14 protein-coding genes are annotated in these 17,293 nt (G+C 70.3%); 7 read left to right on the plus strand and 7 right to left on the minus strand.

The genetic code is table 11. The features are described 5' to 3' along the window. Positions 1 to 49: 49 nt before the first annotated feature. The 5 genes from ASC56_RS08470 to ASC56_RS08490 all read right to left on the minus strand — a co-directional run bounded on the left by ASC56_RS08470 (position 50) and on the right by ASC56_RS08490 (position 4,149). Complete coding sequence (locus ASC56_RS08470; RefSeq protein ID WP_055490607.1) at positions 50 to 748, minus strand: phosphatase PAP2 family protein; 699 nt, start codon at positions 746 to 748, stop codon at positions 50 to 52. A 286-nt stretch (positions 749 to 1,034) separates the two neighbouring features. After that, on the minus strand, positions 1,035 to 2,042 hold the full coding sequence (locus ASC56_RS08475; protein ID WP_234376874.1) for a bifunctional lytic transglycosylase/C40 family peptidase: 1,008 nt from the start codon (positions 2,040 to 2,042) through the stop codon (positions 1,035 to 1,037). Between the two features lie 144 nt (positions 2,043 to 2,186). Then, positions 2,187 to 2,942 (minus strand): serine protease, encoded by a 756-nt coding sequence (locus tag ASC56_RS08480; protein ID WP_055490608.1) that lies wholly within the window; start codon positions 2,940 to 2,942, stop codon positions 2,187 to 2,189. 228 nt (positions 2,943 to 3,170) lie between these two features. Further along, complete coding sequence (locus ASC56_RS08485; RefSeq protein WP_234376875.1) at positions 3,171 to 3,809, minus strand: SRPBCC family protein; 639 nt, start codon at positions 3,807 to 3,809, stop codon at positions 3,171 to 3,173. After that, positions 3,802 to 4,149, minus strand: coding sequence for a helix-turn-helix transcriptional regulator (locus ASC56_RS08490; RefSeq protein WP_055490609.1), 348 nt, complete (start codon positions 4,147 to 4,149; stop codon positions 3,802 to 3,804). Before ASC56_RS08490 ends, ASC56_RS08485 begins: the two co-directional genes overlap by 8 nt. A 343-nt stretch (positions 4,150 to 4,492) precedes the next feature. Between ASC56_RS08490 and ASC56_RS08495 the strand changes: the two genes are divergently transcribed. The 7 genes from ASC56_RS08495 to ASC56_RS08525 all read left to right on the plus strand — a co-directional run bounded on the left by ASC56_RS08495 (position 4,493) and on the right by ASC56_RS08525 (position 13,878). Beyond that, positions 4,493 to 5,836 carry a S53 family peptidase gene (locus tag ASC56_RS08495; RefSeq protein ID WP_055490610.1) on the plus strand — a complete coding sequence of 448 codons (1,344 nt, stop codon included), beginning with the start codon at positions 4,493 to 4,495 and terminating at the stop codon, positions 5,834 to 5,836. 654 nt (positions 5,837 to 6,490) lie between these two features. Next, a complete protein-coding gene (locus ASC56_RS08500; RefSeq protein WP_055490611.1) occupies positions 6,491 to 6,799 on the plus strand; it encodes a hypothetical protein in 309 nt (102 codons plus the stop codon). 231 nt (positions 6,800 to 7,030) lie between these two features. Then, positions 7,031 to 7,858 carry a hypothetical protein gene (locus tag ASC56_RS08505; RefSeq protein WP_055490665.1) on the plus strand — a complete coding sequence of 276 codons (828 nt, stop codon included), beginning with the start codon at positions 7,031 to 7,033 and terminating at the stop codon, positions 7,856 to 7,858. Next, positions 7,848 to 9,167: a hypothetical protein gene (locus tag ASC56_RS08510; RefSeq protein WP_055490612.1), complete on the plus strand. Its 1,320-nt coding sequence runs from the start codon at positions 7,848 to 7,850 to the stop codon at positions 9,165 to 9,167. The genes ASC56_RS08505 and ASC56_RS08510 overlap by 11 nt, the downstream gene beginning before the upstream one ends. Next, positions 9,164 to 10,723, plus strand: a complete 1,560-nt coding sequence (locus tag ASC56_RS08515) for an SCO6880 family protein (protein WP_055490613.1) — start codon at positions 9,164 to 9,166, stop codon at positions 10,721 to 10,723. Before ASC56_RS08510 ends, ASC56_RS08515 begins: the two co-directional genes overlap by 4 nt. 7 nt (positions 10,724 to 10,730) lie before the next feature. After that, positions 10,731 to 12,152, plus strand: coding sequence for an ATP-binding protein (locus tag ASC56_RS08520; RefSeq protein WP_055490614.1), 1,422 nt, complete (start codon positions 10,731 to 10,733; stop codon positions 12,150 to 12,152). 13 nt (positions 12,153 to 12,165) lie between these two features. Then, entirely contained in the window at positions 12,166 to 13,878 is a 1,713-nt protein-coding gene (locus ASC56_RS08525) for a type IV secretory system conjugative DNA transfer family protein (RefSeq protein ID WP_055490615.1), read from the plus strand. Here ASC56_RS08525 and ASC56_RS08530 read toward each other — a convergent pair. Both ASC56_RS08530 and ASC56_RS08535 read right to left on the minus strand, forming a co-directional pair. After that, positions 13,867 to 14,430 (minus strand): GNAT family N-acetyltransferase, encoded by a 564-nt coding sequence (locus tag ASC56_RS08530; RefSeq protein WP_107309204.1) that lies wholly within the window; start codon positions 14,428 to 14,430, stop codon positions 13,867 to 13,869. The two genes, ASC56_RS08525 and ASC56_RS08530, sit on opposite strands and share 12 nt — an antisense overlap. 154 nt (positions 14,431 to 14,584) lie before the next feature. Beyond that, positions 14,585 to 17,092 carry a bifunctional YncE family protein/alkaline phosphatase family protein gene (locus tag ASC56_RS08535; protein ID WP_079102368.1) on the minus strand — a complete coding sequence of 836 codons (2,508 nt, stop codon included), beginning with the start codon at positions 17,090 to 17,092 and terminating at the stop codon, positions 14,585 to 14,587. Positions 17,093 to 17,293: the final 201 nt, after the last annotated feature.

Below are 17,293 nucleotides of genomic sequence, written 5' to 3' on the forward strand. Positions count from 1 at the left end.
CTCCCGCGCGCGGCCTGTGTGCCGGCCTGTGTGCCGGAGAGCCGCCGCGCTACGCCGCCAGGTCACGCTCCTCCGCCGCCGGTTCCGTCCGTGGGCCGGGGATGACGGTCTCCGGGGCCCCTGCCCCGCGCGCCCGGATCAGCCATCCGGCGCGCGGCGAGCGCTCGACCGCCTTGGTGAGCGGGGTGAGCAGGGCCATGGCGAGCGGGGAGAGCAGCAGGGCGACGGCCGTGCCGAGGGCGAAGCCGCCGATGACGTCCGTCGGGTAGTGCACGCCCATGTACACCCGGCAGAACCCTTCGAGGAGCGCCAGCCCGAGGCCGATGAAGCCGAACTTCCGGTTGGCGACGAACAGTCCGACCGCCATCGCCATCGTGAGCGTGGCGTGGTCGCTGACGAAGGAGTAGTCGGTCTTGCCGGTGACGAGGACATCGAGTCCCTGGTGGTCGACGAACGGCCGGGGGCGCCCCACGAAACCCCGGATCGGCACGTTCACCAGCACCGCGAGGCCGGCGGCCAACGGCGCCCAGACGAGTGCCGCCACGGAGGACGCCGCGTCGTCGCCGCCCCGTCGGCGCACGCTCCACCAGCACCACAGGACGAACAGGACCATGGCGAGCAGCAGTCCGTACTCGCCGACGAACTCCATGACGCGGTCGAACCAGTGCGGCGCTTCCTTGGCCAGGCCATTGATGTCGTAGAGCAGATCGACGTCGGGGTTCGACCCGGATTCGGCGAGTCCAGCCATGGTGCGCGGCCCCTTCGTCCTCTGTTCCGTCCCGCGGACGCGCCCGTGCGCGCGCCGCTCCACCACCCCCGTGGTCCGTAGATCCGCTCCACGACGTCCAGCCTGCTGCCGTATGTCAACGCTCTACGGCAGAAGGAACGCACAGTCCTCTCGTCTACGTTCCACATTCCACCGAATGATCACGCAGACGTTATCGAAGAGAGACTCGTCTTCGCAGCTCAGGGGGTGGGCGTAACAGAGAGTTCCGGCCAGCGCGTATCCACACGCCTGCCGTTCACACCCCGGTTCACACCGTCGTGGGCAGTGCTTTCGCGCCATCTTCGGTGACCCGCGTTGCCCCGAAGTAGTCGGAGGTGTCGATCGGGTCGAAACGGATCACGGCCCCCGTCCTGGGCGCGTCGATCATGTAGCCGCCGCCGACGTAGATCCCGACGTGATGGATGGCGCGGGAATTGGTCGGGTCGTGCGAGAAGAACACCAGGTCGCCCGGGAGGAGTTCGGACCGCTTGGGGTGCGCGCCGGCGTTGTACTGGTCGTTGGCGACGCGCGGCAGCGTGACGCCCACGCTCTCGTACGCGGCCTTGGTCAGCCCCGAACAGTCGAAGCGCCCACCCTGGTCGGCGGTGCCGTCGCCGCCCCACAGGTAGGGGGTGCCGAGCTTCTTCTGCGCGTAGTAGATGGCGCCTGCCGCCTGCTTCGACGGGTCGAGCCGCTGCACGGGCGCGGCGAAGCTCTTCGCCAGGGTCGTGATGGTCCTGACGTAGTTCTGGGTCTCCGTGTACGGCGGCACGCCCCCGTACTTGATGACCGCGTACGCCCCCGCGTTGTACGCGGCGAGCATGTTCTCCGTCGGGTTCCCGGGGGCGTTCTTCACGTACGAGGCGAGCTTGCAGTCGTACGAGGCGGCCGACGGGATCGCGTCGCGCGGGTCCCAGACGTTCGCGACCCCGTCGCCGTTGCCGTCGATGCCCTGGACGGCCCAGGTGCCGGGGATGAACTGCGCGATCCCTTCGGCCTTCGCGGGGCTCGTGGCGTTCGGGTTGAAGCCGCTCTCCTGGTAGAGCTGGGCGGCGAGCAGCGCGGGGTTGATCGCGCCGCACAGGTTGCCCCACTTCTGCACGATCGACGCGTATACGGCGGGCACGGCGTTCTTGGCGAGTCCGACGGCACCCTGCCCGACTCCGTTGGCAAGGTTCCCGGCGGCCAGGTAGACACCGACCACGAGGACCATCACGAAGCTCAGCGCGGCGCCGACGGCAACGGTCGCCCAGATCCACGCCTTACGCACCGTCAACCGCCCCTCGCCGCACGGGAGTCCGCCGAGGGTCAGTGTAGGGGTCGGGGCAAGAGCGCGGACCTGCGCAGGAAGGAGCCCGGACGGCCGGGCCCGAAAAGCCAAGGCCGACAGCTGCCCCGAGAGGCCCTGCCGCCGCCGCGGCTACTCGCCCGTGGCGCTCCTGTACAGGTTCGCGGCCTCGGTCCCGAGGGCGACGCTGTAGGAGACGTCGGCGGTGGAACCGCCCTGTTCGTGGCCGCCGAGGATGCCCACGACCTCGCCGTAGCCGTTCACCCAGGGGCTGCCGCTCGTGCCGCTGGTGAAGCCGGGGCAGTCGATGCGCTGTTGGGTACGGCTGTGGGCGGTCGGCCGGTTGATGCAGCTTATCGGGTTCTCCTGGGAGCTCGGATAGCCCGTGACGGTGACGGCGGTGGCGCCGGTCTCCCGGCCCGTGACGAACTTGTTGCCCCCGACGACGTCCTCGACCTGCACCTTCCCGATGGGCTCCACCGCGGCGAAGGCGACATCGCTGTCCTCGTCCTGGTCACCGCTCCAGGCGTCACCGACGTACGTCCTGGAGAGCTTCCACACCCCGAACGGCGCCCTGCCGTCCCGGTAGCCCGGGGCGAACCACAACGTGCCGCTGCCGATGCAGTGCGCGGCGGTCACGATCAGGTTGCCCTGCTTGCTGTGCACCACGGAGGCGGTGCAGAAGTGGCCGCCCTCGAGGGCCCCGCTGGAGCTGAAGAGCGCGCCGATCCGCGAGCTGGCCGACGTGGAGACCGCCGGGTTGGTCACACCCAGCGGCCCGGGAGCACCGTCGGCGGCCGCCACGGACGAGGTCGTGACGGCCAGCAGCACGATGGCACCGAAGAACGCGTGCCGGCGGTTGCCAGGGGGGCGTGTGATGCGGTTCATCGCCTCTTACTGTGACCCAGGAAGGTGAGAAAGTCTCTGTGACCAATCTGAAATTCCCCTATGAGGTTCCATTGCCGCAGCTCACTGCGCGCAATTGGCTCACAGCTCCCCTCCATCCTTCGGACGCAACCGGCGTTCTGAGGACGGATACCCTCGTCCGAGTCGGCGCACGCACGTACGTACGAGGCGTAACCCGCTCACGTTCACAGGGCGGCTTCGGCGGCGCGCCTATCCGCCCGTGTACGCCGTCGTCGTCCGCTCGGCCGCGGCCCGGGCCGCCTCCTCCGGCTCACCCGCCGCCACGTTCGCCGCGCCCCAGGCCTCACTGCTCGACGTGACGAAGCGGCGGCCCTCCTCGGACGTCAGCCAGGCCATGCTCTCCGCCCGGTCCACGGACTCGCCGGACGCCAGATGGCGGGACAGGCCCAGGACACCCAGGTCCCACCCCACGCCCACCGCGCCCGGACCGAACTCCGCCCAGCGCTCATCGTCCACATGAGCGATGTGCTCCAGTTCGAATCGCGTGCGGTCGTCCGCCACCGGCGTCAGCCGCAGCTGGATCCAGCTCACCTCACCGCCGTACTCCCAGGTCGCGAAGAACCCCTTCGGCGGGTCGCACCGTTCGATCGTGCCACTCGCGTTGCCCTGGAGCTGGAAACGGCCGCCCTCGCGCAGCTCACCGGTGACCGGCAGGAACCAGCGCGGGATGCGCTCGGGGTTGGTGCAGGCGTCCCAGAGGTCGTCGAGCGGTGAGTCGTACGTCCGTGAGACCGTCACCACCCGCACCTCGCCCGCTCTGAAGACCCGCCGGCCCACCTGTCGCCGTACGGAATTGATCTCGTGGGTCACATCCATGCCGTCAGCCATCGGTCTCTCCTTCCAGGCGACGCCGTCGCCTTCCGCGCGCCAGCTCCGTCTCCAGCGCGTCCAGCCGTGGGGCCCAGAACCGCCGGAAACGGCCCATCCACTCGTCGACGTCCCGCAGCGGCTCCGAGTTCACCGCGTACAGCCGCCGCGTTCCCTCCGGGCGTACCGTCGCGAAGCCGTTCTCGCGCAGGACCTTCAGGTGCTGGGAGACGCCCGGCTGCGATATGCCGAACTCGGCGGTGACGACCTCGCAGACCGCCCCGGACGTCATCTCCCCGTCCGCCAGCAGTTCGAGGATCCTGCGGCGCACGGGGTCTGCGAGCACATCGAACACGTGCATGAGGGCAAGCTATCAGCCATCGCTTATATAAGCCACCAATGAAGCAACTGCCAGGGACTCCCGCCCGGACAGGCCCCCACGCGATGCGCGTAGACCGGCCCAACCCATGAATTCCCTGTGAGCCTCGTCAAGGCGCCGCCAGGCGCGCACCATCCCCCGGCCATTGATCGGTAAGGCGGCCGCCTCGGTTCGGTAAGGCGGAAGTCAGAATTCCCACGCCCTCTTGTTTGTCGCGTACGCAACAAGTCACTGTCATCGCGGGCCGCCGCCTCGTCGCCGGGACTCCGTACCGGCGACGCACCCGCACACCTCCCCCTGTCAATCCGACTCAGGAGAACGCACCTTGCGTACGACACCCCCCAACCGACCGGCCATACGCGGCAGGTGGCGCCGCCTCGGCTCGGCCGCCGTCGCCACCGCAGCCCTCGTCCTCGCCGGTCTCGGCACCGCGGCCCACGCGAACGCGGCCTCGACGGCCGCCGCGAAGACGACCGCCACGTCCGCCTCCACGAAGGTGACCTGGACCCGCTCCTGCGCGGTGCCCAAGAGGAAGGGCGAGATGGCCTGCCACGCCCTGCGCGTCACGGGCGGCATCACGGCCTTCCAGAAGCAGCAGGCGAAGAGGATGGGCAGCACGCCCAAGGCCGTCTCCCCGAAGGCCGCAGCCGCCTCCCCCACCGGCTACGGCCCGAGCGACCTCCAGTCCGCCTACGGCCTGACCGACGCCGCCTCCGCCAACGGCTCCGGCGAGACCATCGCGATCGTCGACGCGTACGACGACCCCAACGCCGAGGCCGACCTGGCGGCCTACCGCTCGTACTACGGCCTGCCGGACTGCACCACCGCCAACGGCTGCTTCTCCAAGGTCAGCCAGACCGGCTCCACGACCTCCCTGCCCACCGCCGACAGCGGCTGGGCCGGTGAGATCTCCCTCGACCTGGACATGGCCAGCGCGATCTGCCCCAACTGCAACATCCTGCTCGTCGAGGCGAAGTCGGCCTCGATGGCCAACCTGGGCACCGCGGTGAACGAGGCCGTCAAGCTCGGCGCCAAGTTCGTCTCCAACAGCTACGGCGGCTCGGAGTCCTCCTCGGACACCACGTACGACTCCTCGTACTTCAAGCACCCGGGCGTCGCGATCACCGTCAGCGCGGGTGACAGCGGCTACGGCGCGGAGTACCCGGCCGCCTCCCGGTACGTCACCTCCGTCGGCGGCACCGCGCTCTCCACCTCCTCCGACAGCCGCGGCTGGAGCGAGACCGTGTGGAACACGAGCAGCACCGAGGGCACCGGTTCCGGCTGCTCCTCGTACGACGCCAAGCCGTCCTGGCAGACCGACTCCGGCTGCTCCAAGCGCATGATCGCCGACGTTTCGGCCGTCGCCGACCCGGCGACCGGCGTCTCGGTCTACGACACGTACGGCGGCGGCACCGGCTGGGTGACGTACGGCGGCACGAGCGCCTCGGCCCCGATCATCGCCGGGGTGTACGCCCTCGCCGGCACCCCGTCCAGCGGCTCCTACCCGGCGCGGTTCCCGTACAACGCGGCCGGCACGTCCGCCCTCAACGACGTGACCAGCGGCAGCAACGGCACCTGCGCCACGAGCTACTTCTGCACCGCCGGGTCCGGCTACGACGGCCCGACCGGCTGGGGCACTCCGGAGGGCACCAGCGCCTTCACCGGCTGACGCCGTCCCCGGACGCATGACGGAGGCCGTCGGCAAGTAAGTGGGGACTTACGGACGGCATCCTCCGGGGGACGAGTCGCGGCAGCCGGCCGCGGCTCGTCCCCCGCCCGCAGTGGTCCACCACCCGTCAGCATCCGGGCCACGACTCCTACGGCATCACGGCCGGCTGGTACACCTTCGGCGGCGCCAGGGAACCCCGGGCGACGGCACGGCACCGGGGACGGGCCGCCGCAACCAGCCGCGGCCCGTTCGGCACGCCCACCCGCCGCAGCCCGCGCCGCGGCCCGGGGATAGCCTTCCGCTCGTATGGGTGACGCTCGTCCGCGGCGGGCCGGATCGGCGGGCGTCGCCGCAGGCCGACCCGGTCGTCGCGGCACAGAGTGGGTCAACGACGGAACCGCACAAAGGGTTCCGCTTGGAGCTCATTGCCCGACGTGACCCGCCGTGATACACACGGTGCCCATACGCCCCTTCGGACGCCGTCCCACGCTCCCCATGCGGGTCCCGCACGGGACGGAAGCAAGGGACACGTACGAAACCCGCCAATCAATGACGCCAAGTCGACATACGACAGCGTCATTGTCAGCGACAATGACCCTGGCCTCTGCGACCGTGGCAGAGGTACGGAACTACCCACTAGGGGCGGTGACTTACATGCATCTCGCGGCCGCAAAAGGCGACATCAACACGATCATCGGCGGTATCGCCCCGAACTGGGGGCCGTTCGGCAGCCTGGGCAACGAGGCTCGCGTGATGGTCGAGGTGGTGATGGCCGTAGCCATCCTGCTCTGTCTGGCGATCGCGATCTGGGGTGCTGCCAAGCAGCGCATCGGCGCGACGGCCCTGCGCGACACGTTCAGCGCCGAACAGGGCAAGGGCCTGATCGTCGCGGGCCTGACCGGCGTCTTCATCATCGGCTCGCTGGGCACGCTGTTCACGATCGTGTACGGCATGGCCGTCTAGGCGGGCCCCGGACCGCCGCGCCGGCCCGGCGCACCGTCAGTCCCCGGCCGGCCGCGTCCGGTTCCCTCCCACGCCCCGTCCGTCCGTCGCGCCCACCGGCTGAGGTTGCGTTTCCCTGATGTCGAGTCACCACACCGCGCCCGCACGGGAGCCAGCACGGCTACCGTCGTACTTCTACATGGTCCGACCCGAGGTGCGGCATGGCTATCAGGTGGAGGGGGCGTGCACGACGTGAGTCTCGGTGACGGTGCCTCCGGCGGGGGCGAGGGAGAGTACGGCGGTGTAGGACAGACCCGGACGCGGCTGCCCGACCGGGGCGCCGACGTGTACGGCGGCGCCCGGCGGGGCCGGTCCTCGTCGCGGAGCCTGGTCACGGTCGTCGGGGTGGTCGTCCTCCTGATCGCGGCCATCGCCTTCGCCAACCGCGGGGGCGGGGGCTCCTCGTCAGCCGACGGCACCAGAACCGACGCGGCCCCCACGTCGGCCTCCGGCACCCGCCCGGTGCGGTCGAACGCGGGCGGGATTCCGACGGGGTTCGCACATGACCAACAGGGGGCGCAGTCGGCGGCGGCGAACTTCGCCGTCGCTCTGGGATCCGACGGTATGTTCAACACCGCAAGACGGCACGAGATCGTCCAGACGGTGGCCGACCCCAACGCGCTGAACCGCCTGCAGTCCGGGTTCGACGCCGACTACTCGCCCGGCCTGATGAAGAAGATCGGCCTCAACGATGCCGGCGGCGCGCCTTCCGGCAGCACCTTCGTCTACCGCACCCTGCCGGTCGGCACCAAGGTGACGTCGTACGGCCCCGCGGCGGCGACCGTCCAGGTCTGGTGCAACGGCCTGTCCGGGCTCACGGGCCAGAGCTCCACCAACCCCGTGACCAGCAGCTGGTTCACCTGGACGGTGACGCTGAACTGGACCCGGGACGGCTGGAAGGTCACGGAGACCAGCCAGAAGGACGGACCGACCCCCGTCAGCGGAGACAACCCGGTCTCCGGGTCGGACGAGATCAGCAAGGCGGTCGAGGAATACGGAGGGTTCACGTATGCCCGCTAACCCGCACCGCGCGCTCAGGCTCACCGGCGTCGTGGCGGCCGCACAGACCGCGGCCGTGCTGCTGGCCTCCCGCGCCTACGCGGCCCCCAGCCCGTCGCCCTCGCCCTCGAGCGACCCCTGCTCGCTGATCACCGGCCCGGCCAAGCAGTACTGCGAGAAGGGCAACTCCTCCCCCGGAGGTGGCGGCACGGGCCCCTTCACCGATACCCCCCTCGACCCCCTCTCCTCCCTCGCCAAGGGCTGCGCCAACGCCGCCTCCTGGACCATCGACAAGTTGTCCGCCGCCGTGAAGGAGACCGCGAACGTCGACTTCACCAACCCCAAGTTCCTCCAGCAGTACGCCGTCGTCTTCGCCGCGTCGACCATCCTCACCCTCCTCCTCTGGCTGCTCGCCGTCGCGAAGAGGGCCGTCCGCGGTGTCCCCCTGGGCACCGCCCTCTCCGAGGCCATCGGCTTCCTCTGGCTGACCGTCCTCGCCTCGGCCTTCACCCCGCTGATCCTCTACACCGTCGTATCGGCCACCGACGGCGTCACCGACGTCCTCGCCAAGACCACCGGCGACCAGACGAACACCTTCTTCGGCACGTTCTCCGGCGCGATAAGCAAGGGCGAGAACATCGGCGGCGGCCCGATCATGCTGATCGTCGTGTCCCTGGTGTCGATCCTCGCCGCCGGCGTCCTGTGGCTGGAACTCGTCATCCGCGCCGCCCTGCTCTACGTAGGCGCCCTCCTCGGCACCGTCGTCTACGCGGGGCTCGTCGACAAGAACCTCTGGGGCCACGTCCGGCGCTGGGCCGGAGTCATGATCGCCGTCATCCTCGTCAAGCCCGTCATCGTCATCGTCCTCGGGCTCGCCGGCGCGCTCTCCTCCGCCAACGGCCCCGACTCCTTCTCCGCCGTCGTCTCCGGACTCGCCATCATCCTGCTCGCCATCTTCGCGAGCGCGATGATCTACCGTTTCGTCCCCGGTTTCGGCGACGAGATCGCCGCCTCCCGCAGCAACCGCATCATGCAGGGCGCCGAAGGCAAGGCCGCGGCCGTCATCAGCTCCCCGGCGACCCTCGTCGCCCAGGGCATCAAGACCCACAGCGCCCGCGCCGACAGCAACGGCGGCGCAGGCTCCGGCAACCAGCCGCCCCGCCCCGCGAACCCCGCCTCCGGCGGTGTGGCCGCGCACAGCACCCGGACGCCGGGCGGCAGCGGACCCATCGCCTCCGCACCCCCGCCGCGCACCAGCCCGACCAACACCCCCCACGCCAGCAGCACCCGCAACAGCAGCACCAACCGCCCAGGAGGTGAAGGGCGTTGACGACCGAGTCCCACGTGTCCCATGCGGTCACGCCCCGCCGGACATATCTGATCGGCCGCGCCCGGCCGAACGCCATCGTCGGCCGCAACCGCGAGACCGGCGAGATCGCCCTGATCATCGCGGGCGCGTTCCTCGGCATGATGTGCGGGCTCCTCGTCCCCGTCCTCTCCCTGCGCATCGTGCTGCTGATGGGCTTCCCGCTGATCGCGCTGGCCGCCGTCTACGTCCCGTACAAGCACCGCACCTTCTACCGGTGGTTCGAGATCAACCGAAGTTACAAGCGGACCCTGCGGCAGGGCACGAAGTACCGGTCGGGGGTCATGGAGGCCGGCACCCGGCTCGACGGCCGTGAGGTCGAGATCGGCCCGCCCCCGGGGATCGGGCGCATCACCTGGCTCGCCGCACCCTTCGGGCCCGACGAGATCGCCGTACTGCTGCATGCCGACCGGCGGACCGTCACCGCCGCCATCGAGATCGAGGGCCCCGGTGTGGGCCTGCGCGACAGCGAGGACCAGGAGGCCCTCGTCGACCGCTTCGGCACCCTCCTCAAGCACGTGGCGAACGGCGACGGCTTCGTCACCCGCCTCCAGATGCTGGCCCGCACCCTGCCCGCCGACCCGGACGCACACGCCAAGGACGTCGCTCAGCGCGGCGACGACCGCTCCCCGGACTGGCTGCGGCGGTCCTACGACCAGCTCCAGTCCATGGTGTCCACGAGCAGCGAGCAGCACCGCGCCTACCTCGTCGCCTGTATGCACTACACCCGCGAACTGGCCGCCGAGGCGCAGGCCATGGCGCGCGCCGCGCGGCCGCAGGGCGGCAAGAAGGTCGACCGGGACGCGGGCCTCGCGGTCGTCATGGCGCGCGAGCTGACCGACATCTGCTCCCGGCTGCAGGAAGCCGACATCCGCGTACGGCAGCCGCTCGGGCAGGGGAGGCTCGCCTCCCTCATCCACTCCATGTACGACCCCGACCATCCCATCGACCACATCCAGGCCATGACCAAGCGGAACGCCTGGCCCGCCGAGCTCGACGCCATGGAGCCCACCTACCTCCAGGCGAAGACCCGCGAGTCGTCGACGCGCGCACCCTGGTGCCACGCCACCGCATGGGTCAGGGAGTGGCCGATGACACCGGTCGGCGTGAACTTCCTCGCGCCGCTGCTCGTCCACACCCCGGACGTCATCCGCACGGTCGCCGTCACCATGGACCTCGAACCCACCGAGGTCGCCATCGAGCGCATGCTGACCGAGAAGACCAACGACGAGGCCGAGGCCAGCCGCGCCGCCAAGATGAACCGCACCGTCGACCCCCGCGACATCGCCGCCCACTCCCGTCTCGACCAGCGCGGCGAGGACCTCGCGAGCGGCGCCGCGGGCGTCAACCTGGTCGGCTACATCACCGTCTCCGCCCGCTCCCCCGAGGCGCTGGCCCGCGACAAGCGCACGATCCGCGCCTCGGCCGGCAAGTCGTATCTGAAACTGGAGTGGTGCGACCGCGAACACCACCGGGCCTTCGTGAACACACTCCCCTTCGCCACCGGCATTCGGAGGTAAGGACCTGATGCGGGATCCGCTGTCCGTCCTGACCGACGCCTTCACGTCCTTCCTCTTCGGAAAGGTCGAGACGACCCGGCTGCCCGTCCGCACGTCCACGGGCCAGGCCCAGGCCGTCTACCTGCCGACGGCCGCGCCGGGCCTGGGCGACTCCGGTGTGATCATCGGCCGCGAGGTCTACTCCGGAAAGGGCTACATCTACGACCCCTTCCAGCTGTACGGCCAACAGCTCCCGGCTCCCCACTGGCTCGTGCTCGGCGAGTCCGGCAACGGCAAGTCGGCGCTGGAGAAGACGTACGTCCTGCGCCAGTTGCGGTTCCGCGACCGGCAGGTCGTGGTCCTCGACGCCCAGGGCGAGGACGGGGTCGGCGAGTGGAACCTCATCGCGCAGGAGCTGGGGATAACACCCATCCGGCTCGACCCGACCGCCGCACTGGACCACGGCATCCGGCTCAACCCGCTCGACCCGGCCATCACGACGACGGGTCAGCTAGCGCTGCTGCGCACGATCATCGAGGTCGCGATGGGCCACGGCCTTGACGAGCGCTCCGGTTTCGCGCTGAAGGTCGCCCACGCGTACGTCAACGAGACGATCGTCGAGCGCCAGCCGGTGCTCACCGACATCGTCGAGCAGCTGCGGCACCCCGAACCGGACTCCGCGGAGGCGATGAACGTCGCCCTGGACGACGTACGGGCCTGGGGCCTGGACGTGGCGCTGGTCCTGGACCGCCTGGTCGACGGTGACCTGCGGGGCATGTTCGACGGTCCCACGACGGTGGGGATCGATCTGGACGCTCCCCTCATCGTCTTCGACCTGTCCCACATCGACCGCAACTCCATCGCCATGCCGATCCTGATGGCGATCGTCGGCGTGTGGCTGGAGCACACCTGGATCCGCCCCGACCGGAAGAAGCGCATCTTCCTGGTCGAGGAGGCCTGGCACATCATCAACAGCCCCTTCGTGGCCCAGCTGTTCCAGCGGCTGCTGAAGTTCGGCCGACGGCTCGGTCTGTCCTTCGTGGCGGTCGTGCACCACCTGAGCGACGTGGTGGACGGCGCGGCGGCGAAGGAGGCGGCCGCGATCCTCAAGATGGCGTCCACCAGGACCATTTATGCCCAAAAGGCGGACGAGGCACGGGCGACCGGCCGGGTGCTCGGTCTGCCGAGGTGGGCCGTGGAGATCATCCCGACGCTGACGCCCGGCATCGCGGTCTGGGACGTCAACGGCAATGTGCAGGTGGTCAAACACCTGGTCACGGAGATGGAGCGACCGCTCGTCTTCACCGACCGCGCGATGACGGAGTCGGCGAGCGACCCGGCGGACGACGCGCTGCGCGCCGCGGAACGGGAGGCGGAGGAGCGCGCGTCGGCATTCATGGAACAGCGGCTGAGCGACCTGGACGGCTCGTCCGAGTCCACGGTGGCGTAGACATGGGGTCCCGATGAGTGCAGGCAAGGAGCGGCGGGCCGGCCAGGGAGGCATCCCCGACGGCCTGTTGGTGGGCGTGCTCGTCTTCCTGCTCGGTGTGACGCTGATGGTGTGGACGGCCACGGGCCTCTCGGGCTGGTTCGCGCGGGGCACCTGGCCGCACGATGTCCGGTTCAGCCGGACGCCGGTGGCCATACGCCATCTGGTCGTCCGGCCGCACGACATCGCGGGCGCGTGGCCGGACGCCTCGGCGGACCAGCTGTCGGGGTACGGGTTGTTCTGGGGCCTGTTCATAGGCGAACTGATGGTGCTGTTCGTCCTGACCGTGTTCGTCATGGGCACGATGGCCCGCTGGAAGGCGGTACGAGCACGCCGCAAGGCGACAACGGCCAAGGCCGCAGCCGGCCCGGCCGCGGACACTGCCGACTGGGCCCCGAGCACCCCTGGCGGCCCGGCCGCGGTCTCGTCCGCCCCGGCCACGGGCTCGCCTGCCCGGTCCGCCGGTGTGCCTGCCACGGCCGGGAGCTCGGCGACCTCGGCTCCTGGCTCACCGGCCCCGATCGTGGGCGCGTCGGCGCAGCAGACCGCCGCGCTGTTCTCGGACGTCGCCTCCGTCCCGGTTCCTGCCCCCGGCCCCGGCCCCGGAGGGACGGAGTACGCGACGGCCGCCGAGCCGCCGTGGCCGCCGGCGCCGCACCCCCGTGCTCCCGCGGCCCCCGGCGAACTCGCGGGCACCCCCCGGGGGACCCGCGCCGGCGTGGAACAGACCGGTGTCACCGCTGCGCGCTCCGGCGCCCGGGCGTCCGCCTCCGTCGTCCTCGGCGGCCCCGAGACCCGCCACCCCCTGGCCGCCCAGGCCGTACGGGACGCCGAGGGGCCCGCACTCGTCGTCACCTCCAGCCCCGCCCTGTGGTCCGAGACCAAGGACGCCCGCAGCAAGCTCGGTCCCGTACTGCTCTACGACCCCTCCCACCTGTGCGACACCCCGGCCCGGCTGCACTGGTCCCCGGTCGTCGGCTGCGAGGACAAGGCCACGGCCGCGGCGCGCGCCCTGGCACTGCTCGCCCCGGTCCGCCCCACGGCCCGTATCGACCAGGCGGTCGCCGATGTGGCGGAGACGCTCCTGCGAAGCTATCTGCACGCGGCCGCCATAGAGGGCCGCACCATCCGCCACATCCACCGCTGGGCCCAGGGCACCCAGGTCCAGGAGGCCGTACGGGCCCTGCGGACGAGCACCAAGGCCTCGTCCGGCGCGGCCGGTGAACTGGAGTCCGCGCTCACCTCGCACGCCGAGCGCAGGGACATGGCCCAGGAGTTGACCGCGCGCGCCCTGTCCTCCCTCTTCACGGTCCATATCCGCGAGGCATGCACACCCAACCGAAATGACAGCATCGCCTTGGATTCCTTCGTGAACGAAGGGGGCACACTCTATGTAGTAGGCGAATCCATCGAGGATCCCAGGCAGCACCCCGGCGCGATGCCCCTGCTGACGGCCCTCGCCTCCAGCGTGGTCGAGCGCGGCCGGCGCATGGCCGAACGGTCATCCTCCGGTCGCCTCGACCCACCACTCACCCTCGTGCTGGACGACGTGGCGGCCGTGGCTCCCCTCCCCCAGCTTCCGCAGCTCCTGTCCACCGGAGCGGATCGCGGCCTGCCCACCCTGGCCTTGCTCCGCTCCCGCGAACAGGCCCGGGCACGCTGGCCGCAGTACGAACTACCGGTGTAGCGGCTGCGGTTCCCGCTCGATCACCATCTCCAGTTCGGACGCGCCCGAGTCCTCGGCCAAGGGTACCGTGACCCCGCTCTCCACGAAGCCCACCTTGCGGTACAGAGCCCTGGCCCGCCCGTTGTCCTCGTGCACGATGAGCCGCACCCGCTCGGCCCCGTGCCCCCACGCCCACTCCAGGCCGGCATCGAACAGCGACCGGGTCAGCCCGCTTCCGCGGTGCTCGGGGCGTACGAACACCCCGACGACATGGCCCTGCTTCCGCTCCACCGGAAACCCGGCCCAGTCCTTCGTCCCGGCCTCCTCGAGCAGCACGGTCAGGGTGCCCACCCAGGTGCCGTCCGGGGCCTCGGCGATGATCTGCTGAGCCCCTGCCGCCCCCTCGGCGGCCCTCGCCGCCCGCTCCTGCCAGAAGGAGTCGGGCTTGGCGACGGCGTCCTCGTAGGTCTCCAGGAAGGCCAGGTGCGCCAGGGGATCCCGGAGCGCGGTGAGCCGCAGTTCCTTCACCACGGGCCACTCGTCGGGGCGTATGGAACGGATCAGGTGAGACATGCGGCCACGGTAACCGCCGCACGCGGCGGGTGCGCCCCCATTTCGCGCGGCCGGAACGACAGCGGCCGGATCACGACAGCCGGACCACGACAGCCGCAACACGACAGGTGCGGCCCCGGTTCGCGGGGCCGCACCCGATTGTGGTCGGTCAGGGTCAGCCGTCGCTGTCCGACGTCTTCGCCCGGCCGCTCGGCGCGGCGGCCTCGTACAGGTCGTGCTTCGGCGCCGGCATCGTGGACTGCGCCCCGCGGACGCTCTTCCAGATCGCCTCGTTGAAGGTGCGCTCGTCGATCTGGTCCTCCTTGGTCAGGTTCTGCTTCGCGGAGACACCCGACATCGGCGAGTTGGCCGTGTTCACGGCGGCCAGATCGGTGGACGGCTTGATGGCGTCGTACGCGGCCCCGTTCGGCCGCGCCGTGAAGGAGTTGACCATCGGGGTGGAGTACGCGTCGAACTGCGTCATCGGGGACACGCCGAGCAGCAGCTCGATGGTCCGCAGCATCGACGCGGTCGAGTAGAACGTCGAGTCGACCCGGCCGGTGCGCGTGTACGGGCTGATGACCTGGGAGATCGTCCGGTGCGCATCCACGTGGTCGGGCCCGTTCTGCGCGTCGTCCTCGGTCACGAAGATCGCTGTCGAGTTCCAGTACTTCGAGTGCGATACGGCGTCGACGAGCTGACCGAGCGCCCAGTCGTTGTCGGCGACATACGCCTTCGGGGTGGGCAGACCGCTCTTGGTCCCGGAGGTGTGGTCGTTGGGCAGCCGCACCATCTCAAGGGCGGGCAGGTTCCCGCCCTTCTCGTATTGCGCGAACTCCTTCTTCCACTCCTCGATCCGCGGGCTGCCACAGCCGGCGGCGCGGGCGGGGAAGGTGTTCGCGGAATCGGGGCAGGCCATGTTGAAGGGGCCGAACGCGTGGTCGGTCCGGGCGTTCAGCACGGAGTCGTCCGCCACGGTCTTCCCGGTCGCGTCCGCATACCCGTAGAACCCGTAGTTCCGGAAGCTGATGCCCTTGTCCGCGAGCCGCTGCCAGATGTACGCGTGCTCCGGGTCCTTGTTGGGCGCGATCGCCGGGTCGTTGTTCTCGGAGGGGTACGAGTGGTTGCGCCCGGAGTAGTTGGCGGGCCAGCCCTGCTCGGCGTACGGGTTGGAGTTGGCCGCGACGGTCCAGTTCCAGCCCTGCGCGCTCACCTCCGCGTCGGCGTAGAAGTTGTCGAGCGTGACGAACTGGCGCTGCAGCGCGCGGGCGTTGGGCGCGGAGTCGTTACCGAAGAGGTTGAGCGAGGCGTCTCCGTTGCCCTTGCCGAGGGAGCCGAACTCCTGGTCGTAGGTCCGGTTCTCCTTGACGACGTAGATGACGTGCTTGATCGGCGACTTCTCGCCGATCCGACGCGGCACGACCGCTCCGGTCGCCCTGGGGCCGTCCCCCTGCTCGAAGCCGTTGTTGGCGATCACGGTCCGCGTCCACCGGCGCAGCTGCCGGTCCCCGCCGCCGAGGCCGATGGTCGACAGCGTGCCCTTGATCATCGAGCCCGAGTACTGGTCGGGCGACTGGGGCGCGGTGGAGGTGGGGTCGGGGTGGCCGGGGCCGTTGTTGGGTCCGGCGCCGAGCCCCTTGGCGTTGGTGACGTAGAGCTTGCCGCCGTGGGCGATGACGGAGGTCGGGTACCAGGCGGTGGGGATGAAGCCGTCCGTGCTGCCGCTCTTCAGGCTGACGACGGCGATGTCGTTGTTGCCGGAGTTCGCGACGTACAGCCGGCGGCCGTCCTCGGAGAGCGCGAGGGCGTCGGGGTTGCTGCCGACGGGCGCGTGCCGGTACGGCGCCAGGCCGATGGTCCGCGTGACGGCGCGCTTGGCGTTGTCGATGACGCTCACCTGGTCGCTGTCGCCGTTGGCGACGTACAGGGTCTTCTGTGCCGGGTCGGCGATGATGGCGTTGGGGTGGGTGCCGACCTTGATGGCGGCCCGCTGGACGGGCGCCGACCCGCTGATGTCGAGGACGCTGACGGTGTTGCCGCCCTGGTTGGTGACATAGGCGGTCTTCCCGCCGTCGGTGAGGGCGACGGCGTACGGGGCATGCCCGACCCCGACGGTCGCCATGGACCCGTCGGCCAGATTCACCACGGTCGCGGCTTCGCCGAGCCGGTCGGCGACCACGAGCCGCTTCCCGTCGGGCGTCACCGCGATCCCGGCCGGATACATGTTCACGGCCTGGCCCTGCGGGTTCTTGGTGGGCAGCTTGATGGGGGCAGCCTCGGTGAGTCGCCCGCCCTGCACGTCATACGTGTGGATGATCTCGCGCCCGCCGCCACTGGCATAGGCGCGCTTGCCGTCGGGGCTGAAGGCGAGGCCCGTGAAGATGGCCTGCGGGCTCGGATACGAGATGGTCTGTACGACCTTCGAGTCCTTGGCGTCGACCACCTGGAGGGACTGGGTGCCCTGACCGGCGTTGCTCACCAGGAGCATGCTCTTGTCGGGCGAGAGAACGGTGTTGAGGGGCAGGTCGCCGAGCTCGGCCTGCTTCCCGGCGGGAGTGACCTTGTAGCCGACGGGGGTGATGGCGGTTCCGTCGCCCTTCGGTCCCGCGGTGCTCTGTGCGCCGCCCCCGGCGGCGAGGGCCACGGCGGCTCCGGTGGCCAGCACGGCGGTACTGGCGATCATGGAGACGGCTAGACGTCTGTTCCTGCTGCGTCCATTGCTGCCGCGCTGTGTGCGCGCTGTGCGAGTGAGGACCATGGACAACGACGCTGGCCCCGGTGGGTGACGTGCCCCCCACAATGCACTGACGTGGCCATGGCCGTACGGTGAACGCGAAAGAGCCCCAACTCACGGGTGTTTCACCCGGAGTTGGGGCTCTCTCTC

The organism is Streptomyces sp. TP-A0356 (assembly GCF_001417775.1).
Lineage (GTDB): Bacteria > Actinomycetota > Actinomycetes > Streptomycetales > Streptomycetaceae > Streptomyces.